Genomic DNA, 6,085 nt, shown 5'->3' on the forward strand with positions numbered 1-6,085 from the left:
AATGGGTCACGATAGCAGCGACCGGCAACAGACAGCAACCCGGGGTTTACAGCAGTGACGCGACTAGCAATACCCGGCTTCTGCTTCAGATGCGGGTGCTTGCACCTTGATTTTTAGGTAACGGTGTTGTTTCTACTCGCAACTGAAGTGAGTTTTCCAGCCGAACCTTATCAGAGATTGATTACAGATTGAGTCTTTCAAATTGGCAACGAAAACACCATCAGCTACATCAAGGTGATTTCTCTGACCACGCCAGTCGGGCTGCCAACCCAATAAATATGACTGCAGCACTCAGGTTCAACGCACGTTGAGCACGCATTGAATTTTGGAACCACACCCCGACCAAGCTTGCAAACCAGGAAATGCCACCAAACACAAGCAGCGCAGCCAGAATGAACAAACCTCCCAAGGACGCCACTTGCAACGCTACCGGGCCGGCATCAGGGCGCACAAACTGTGGCAAGAAGGCGAGGAAAAAAATACCGACCTTTGGGTTGGTCAGGTTCATCAAAACGCCACGACTAAACATTCGCCATGGGTTCAACGGTGAGGCCAAGCCAGTGGGAAGCGGGCCGACCGGCGCCCTAAAGGCGCCCCAAGCTAGATAAATCAGATACGCTGCGCCGGCGAGTTTGAGTACCGTGAACGCCGTAGCTGACGCGGCCAATATGGCAGCCAACCCCAGCGCCACTGCTGCGGTGTGGCCGAGCAACCCGGTACACAGCCCCAGCGTCACCAGAAGCCCAGCTTTGCGCCCATTCGTGGCTGACTGCATCAATACAAACACATTGTCTGGCCCAGGGCTCAGGCCCAGCAGGATGGATATGCCAAAAAATGTGAGGGTTGTATCAAGGGAGAGCATGTACTCCCGATTATGGATGGGGCTGGGCGGTCACGGGGATAACTGTCGACGTCACGATACCAAATGTTGGCATCTTTCAAATGATCCACGGTATAAAACGGTTGGTTTGGACCCTGTATGCTTCATAGGCCAAGTGCTGCTCCCGCATCCAACGCTCTTCAAGGATTGATTTCACCAGCAAAACCAAAGCCAAAGCGGACCATGCAAACCATCCTGCTGGGGGTGTGGACATGAGCGCCAGTGCTGCGGCACCCAAAAGCACCGACGTGTACATCGGGTGACGAATCCAGCGGTAGGGCCCGCTGGTGACCAAAATACCCCGGGTCTTGGGGGTTGGTCGGATATTGAAGTTTCCGGGGCGGTTGTGCATCAGTGTCCAAATAGCCAGGGCCAATGAGGTCGCAACCAGCAGCAGTGAAAACAACGGAATATTGCTATGCAATGCCCTGGCTAAGGCCAGTGCCAACAACCCTATAAGCAGTGAGAATTGCATAGTCACCAATACGGTGCCAAGTAAATTTCTTTTTTGGAATGCAAAATGAATCATTTCTTTTACTAGCTAATTTAAGGGTGAGTGAATTGAAAATCAGGGTGGTGTGGAATATTTTTGAAAGTATGTCAGGCAAGGTTATCTGGAACAGATAAAAATCAGGTTATTTTCGAGGCAAGCAATCAGCTTGATGACCATGTTAGATAAACAGCGCTTTGTCCAATCCACCAGCTGGCTCCGCCCCTTCACACGGTGGGCTACCCGCGTCTCTCTAAACTCACCGCTGTGGCTCCCTACAGCGATTCGAAACGCACCTTTGCGACTGTCAGCTCTAATTCTTCGCGGTTATCACCTCAAAATGAAGTGACGCCACACATAAATCTGATTGACCATACTCCGCCACTACCTTCTTACTACGCGGTCATTTTGACTTCCCATCGAACCGACGTAGACCACAGTTACTGTGAAATGGCCGTCAAAATGGTTGAGTTGGCTGCACACCGGCCCGGTTTTTTGGGTATTGAGTCGGCGCGGGAGGATGCTGGAATTACCGTCTCGTATTGGTCGGACCTTGACGACATCAAAGCGTGAAAGCCAATCTGGCGCTTCAAGATGCCCAGCAGCTTGGACAAAAAATAGTGGTATTCATCGTTCAAGATAAGGATCGCCCTGGTCGAATGCGATTGCGGGGTTTGACGAGGTCCGACCCTAGGGATGCTCTGCAAAACTCACACAGTTGTGTGCTTGATGTAAGCCCTGTTTGAGAAAATATTGCTTATGAAACAAGCAGCTTTAGGCCTAATCTCAGCGTGAAGAAAACCCGCAAGCAAGTTTTTTTGGAGCAGATGGATCAAGTAGTTCCATGGTCTGCGTTGGTCGAACTCATAGCCCCGTACTACCCAGAAGGTCGCACAGGCCGACCACCATTCAGTTTGTTGACGATGCTGCGCATCCACTTCATGCAGCAATGGTTCACGCTGTCGGACCCAGCCATGGAAGAGGCGTTTTTCGATACACCGCTGTACCGCGAGTTTGCCCAGCTTGAAGAGTTTGCCCGCTTGCCAGATGAATCAACCATCCTGCGCTTTCGCCACCGACTGGAAAAGCACAAACTGGCAGCGCAAATTCTGCTCACTGTCAATGAGCTTCTGACCCAGCGAGGCTTGCTACTGAAGGCGGGCACCGCAGTCGATGCCACCTTGATCCCGGCACCGTGCTCCACCAAGAACAAAGACAAGGCACGCGACCCCGAGATGCATTCCAGCAAGAAGGGAAACCAGTGGTATTTTGGTATGAAGGCCTACAGGGACTTCCCACGTTGTCAAGCGTATTCACATGTTGATTTCACCTTTTATTGAATCTGAGCGAATGACGAGAACCGACCTGTTTGAAACGAGGAACAGACTGCACATCTACAGTCGGGCTTATTGCACTTTGTGCGGCCCCAGATACGAACCGCTCAGCAGGACTCCATTCACATTGCGTGGCATCAATTTGATCCACCTGCCTTCATTCGAGTTAGCCTGCTGCCGGTCTGACCTGTTCAAAGCATCTTGGATTTCACGTCTGGCAAGGAAAGAGCAATCGGGACTACATCGACGCCAACTATACCGGCGTCATGATCGGCACTGGCGTAGGGTGGGTACTGATGTGGTGGGCGTCATACCGCTTCTCTCGCGTCATAACGGCCCATAATATTCGGGCATTCTTATTGGCCAGAGCGACCACAGCTTTTTGCCAACCAGCTCGCTCACGGAGCTTTTGAACCCACAAAAAGATCGGATTGTCATATTGGCGAGTGAGTGCGATCGCCTTTGCACCCTGGATGAGCAAGGTTCGCAGATAAATACTTCCTCGCTTGGTAATACTGCCCAAGCTACTCTTACCCCCACTGGAGTTTTGCTTCGGCGTCAAACCCAGCCATGCTGCGAACTGCGCACCGTTTTTGAACTGTCGAAAATCACCTACAGTGGCAACGAGCGCCGATGCAGTGATCGATCCGACTCCCATCAATTCGGCTGCACGCTGGACTTGTTCATCATTTTTTTGGTGATCAGCAATACGTTGATCACACCACTTAATATGCGCATCAAGCTCGCGCCAGTGATCCTGTGCTCTTTGCAGAACGAGGCGAGCAATACTGGCAATATCGTTGCAGGCATCTTCAATCACATCGCTAAGATGGCAACGCAGCACATCGGGACTCTGAGGAAGTACAACGCCAAACTCCGCCAACAATCCGCGAATTCGGTTGATGCAGGAAGTGCGCTCCTCTTTGAACCCCTCTCGGAGTCTATGCACGCAAAGCATACCCTGCTGTGCCAGTGTTTTGGGCGGAACAAAGTTCATATGCGGCCTAGACGCTGCCTCACAGACTGCCGCAGCGTCGTTCGCATCGTTCTTACCAGTGCGTCCTTGTATACGGTACGGCACCACAGACGAGGCAGGAATCATGCGCGCATCGAATCCTCGCTCAGTCAGTTTGCGACACCAGTGGTGGGCACCACTGCAAGCCTCCATCGCGATCAGGCAACCGGCTGGCAAATCAGCGCACCAAAGCAAGAACTTATCGCGCTTCAATGCGCGGTTAGTAACGACTTTACCTGCGACATCCACTGCATGGACCTGGATGACATGTTTCGCCAGGTCGACGCCAACTCGGATAATCTTGTTCATGGGACTTCTCCTTCTGTTTGGGGGTTAAGAACGATATTCCAGCACACCAGTCATGGCAATCGGGGGCCATTACTTGGAAGCGGGAAGTCCCTTCGTATTCATATTGGTGTCGATGCAGATTCTGGATTGGTACACACAGTGCGCGGTACATCCGGTCATGTGGGTGATGTCACAGAAGGCAACTCATTACTGCATGGAGAAGAAACCGTCGCCTATGGCGATGCTGGCTACCAGGGTGTTGAGAAGCGTCCGGATGCCAAGACGGGTGTTGCTTGGCATATCGCCATGCGTCCAGGCAAGCGTCGGGCACTCGACAAAGAAAACGAGGCCGATGCACTGATTGACCAGGCGGAAAAGTTCAAAGCAGGCGTTCGATCCAAGGTAGAACATCCGTTTCGGGTGATCAAGCGCCAGTTTGGATTCGTGAAGGTTCGCTATCGCGGACTGAAGAAAAACACGGCACAACTCGTCACGTTGTTTGCGCTGTCCAATCTGTGGATGGTGCGAAGCAAATTGATGGTGACTGGGGCATGAGTGCGCCCGAAAACGAGGCAAGTGCCCTGCCAAGGGTAAAAAAGTCCTTGAGGGCAGAAGAGTAAGCAGAATTTCTGGAGATTGCTCGTGAAATTCCACCATTTGAAAACTAATGACCTGCTACTTCAGTTGGTGTCGAGTTATTCAGACCTTCCCTAGGTCGTGGTGAGCTAGATTTTCTTGATTGTCTTTTGCGACGCCAAGGGTCGTTTAGCGGGTCGACCTCGGATACCAACAGGGGGCGCAATATCGGTTTCAGTGTTGACGGGAGTTTCAAGATTCAGGATGAGCGTGCCTTGTGTTTCAGACACCGCATCTTGAGCAAGTAGGGAGCTAAGGACAGAGGCGCGCATGTACTGTATGACCATATTGTCGAAAAAGCGGTCCAGGCAAACCGAAATTCACGGCCCCGGTTTTGATTCACGCCGAGCCAACCAGCCACCAACGAGTGCCATTGGCACGGTGGAGATGTACCCGAAAGCACTAAACCACATCGGACTCTCGTTTGAACCGTCACCCAGCAGCGCCGCCACAACAATACCGACCACGCCCACGGCCAACGCATTGAACAGGGGCAGATTGTTGGCGATACGCGCCGCAATATAGGCCCCCAGCACCGTCGAGAAACTTCCGAGGAACATTCCAGCCAGAAGATAGCCGTTGTTTTGCGCCACGATGTTGCTCACGGCGGTTATCTCTTCCTGCGTGGCGCCAGAACTTAATGCGTCACCGCCAAAGACCGAAAACAAAAGGATGCTGCTCAAAATGTCGAGCGCGAGCATCAGCAGCGAGCCAACGACCACGGCGCGGATATTGAATGTTGGCATGCAGGCCTTTCATGTTTGGCAAATAAATGAAAAAGGGAGGCTGAGTTTCCTCAGTCTCCCTTCGTGGGCGGCGGACTGCTTATTTGGCAGCAGAGGCAGCAGCGCTGGTTTTCTTGGCGGCGCTGGCTTTATGCGCCTTTTTTGCAACGTGTTTCTTGGCAGGCTTCGCTTTTTTTGCAGCCGCAGGTGCGGTTACTGCCGCAGGTGCCGTGGCACCGGCGTCTTTGGCAGCGGAAGGCGCCTGTGCAAACGACACCGCAGCAACGCTGGAAAGCAACACGGTAGCAATAAGGGTTTTGATATTCAACATGATTTGTACTCACTCATAAAACGACAGCCGCATAAGCTCCGACTGTCATAAGCGAGCCAGAAGTTCGTTCAGGCTTGCACCTACAACGTAGGGTTATCACCAAGGTTGACGGCAGATACTTTTCTTTACACAAGCCGTTGGCCGTTAGAGCCACCCCCTATGCATTGCCCCGCCGTGTTCGAATGGCGCACCCATCCGCCGGTGTTATCCACACATCCATCAACCGGATGTTCCGACTATCTGATTAAATCTTCCGTCAGTTCCACAACGACTTGCAGGCCATTGAGTCGTCCCTGCTGATTTGGCGGTCGTGATGCAAGTTTTTTTCTTCAAATATCGTCGTGGATGCTGTTTGCTGGCGATGGCCGCCAACGATGCTGGCGCAT

The 6,085-nt window shown here is 52.3% G+C and carries 6 protein-coding genes and 2 pseudogenes; 3 read left to right on the forward strand and 5 right to left on the reverse strand.

Going from position 1 to position 6,085, the window contains the following annotated elements:
• Positions 1 to 229: 229 nt before the first annotated feature.
• Both WCG50_RS16530 and WCG50_RS16535 read right to left on the reverse strand, forming a co-directional pair.
• A complete protein-coding gene (locus tag WCG50_RS16530; protein ID WP_336900694.1) occupies positions 230 to 862 on the reverse strand; it encodes a LysE family translocator in 633 nt (210 codons plus the stop codon).
• Positions 863 to 938: 76 nt separating this feature from the next.
• On the reverse strand, positions 939 to 1,409 hold the full coding sequence (locus tag WCG50_RS16535; RefSeq protein ID WP_336900695.1) for an isoprenylcysteine carboxylmethyltransferase family protein: 471 nt from the start codon (positions 1,407 to 1,409) through the stop codon (positions 939 to 941).
• A 411-nt stretch (positions 1,410 to 1,820) separates the two neighbouring features.
• Here WCG50_RS16535 and WCG50_RS16540 point away from each other — a divergent pair, with 411 nt between their 5' ends.
• Both WCG50_RS16540 and WCG50_RS16545 read left to right on the forward strand, forming a co-directional pair.
• Entirely contained in the window at positions 1,821 to 1,943 is a 123-nt protein-coding gene (locus tag WCG50_RS16540; protein WP_336900696.1) for a hypothetical protein, read from the forward strand.
• 179 nt (positions 1,944 to 2,122) lie between these two features.
• Positions 2,123 to 2,656 (forward strand): annotated as a pseudogene (locus tag WCG50_RS16545) (IS5 family transposase); the annotation flags it as partial.
• Positions 2,657 to 2,957: 301 nt separating this feature from the next.
• Here the strand turns inward: WCG50_RS16545 and WCG50_RS16550 are convergent.
• On the reverse strand, positions 2,958 to 4,028 hold the full coding sequence (locus tag WCG50_RS16550; RefSeq protein WP_336900697.1) for an IS110 family transposase: 1,071 nt from the start codon (positions 4,026 to 4,028) through the stop codon (positions 2,958 to 2,960).
• Positions 4,029 to 4,118: 90 nt separating this feature from the next.
• Between WCG50_RS16550 and WCG50_RS16555 the strand changes: the two are divergent.
• Positions 4,119 to 4,562: pseudogene (locus tag WCG50_RS16555) on the forward strand (transposase); the annotation flags it as partial.
• A 401-nt stretch (positions 4,563 to 4,963) separates the two neighbouring features.
• On the opposite strand, the gene WCG50_RS16560 reads toward WCG50_RS16555, so the two are convergent.
• Both WCG50_RS16560 and WCG50_RS16565 read right to left on the reverse strand, forming a co-directional pair.
• Entirely contained in the window at positions 4,964 to 5,389 is a 426-nt protein-coding gene (locus tag WCG50_RS16560; RefSeq protein WP_336900698.1) for a hypothetical protein, read from the reverse strand.
• Positions 5,390 to 5,468: 79 nt separating this feature from the next.
• Complete coding sequence (locus tag WCG50_RS16565) at positions 5,469 to 5,699, reverse strand: hypothetical protein (RefSeq protein WP_336900699.1); 231 nt, start codon at positions 5,697 to 5,699, stop codon at positions 5,469 to 5,471.
• Positions 5,700 to 6,085 lie beyond the last annotated feature (386 nt).

Origin of the sequence: Rhodoferax sp. (assembly GCF_037143375.1) — a bacterium.
Classification (GTDB): Bacteria; Pseudomonadota; Gammaproteobacteria; order Burkholderiales; family Burkholderiaceae_C; genus Rhodoferax.

What these genes read in the sequence shown, in the direction of transcription:
- WCG50_RS16530 (WP_336900694.1), bottom strand. Translation starts at nt 862, where the DNA reads ATGCTCTCCCTTGATACAACCCTCACATTTTTTGGCATATCCATCCTG.
- WCG50_RS16535 (WP_336900695.1), bottom strand. Translation starts at nt 1,409, where the DNA reads ATGATTCATTTTGCATTCCAAAAAAGAAATTTACTTGGCACCGTATTG.
- WCG50_RS16540 (WP_336900696.1), top strand. Translation starts at nt 1,821, where the DNA reads ATGGCCGTCAAAATGGTTGAGTTGGCTGCACACCGGCCCGGTTTTTTG.
- WCG50_RS16550 (WP_336900697.1), bottom strand. Translation starts at nt 4,028, where the DNA reads ATGAACAAGATTATCCGAGTTGGCGTCGACCTGGCGAAACATGTCATC.
- WCG50_RS16560 (WP_336900698.1), bottom strand. Translation starts at nt 5,389, where the DNA reads ATGCCAACATTCAATATCCGCGCCGTGGTCGTTGGCTCGCTGCTGATG.
- WCG50_RS16565 (WP_336900699.1), bottom strand. Translation starts at nt 5,699, where the DNA reads ATGTTGAATATCAAAACCCTTATTGCTACCGTGTTGCTTTCCAGCGTT.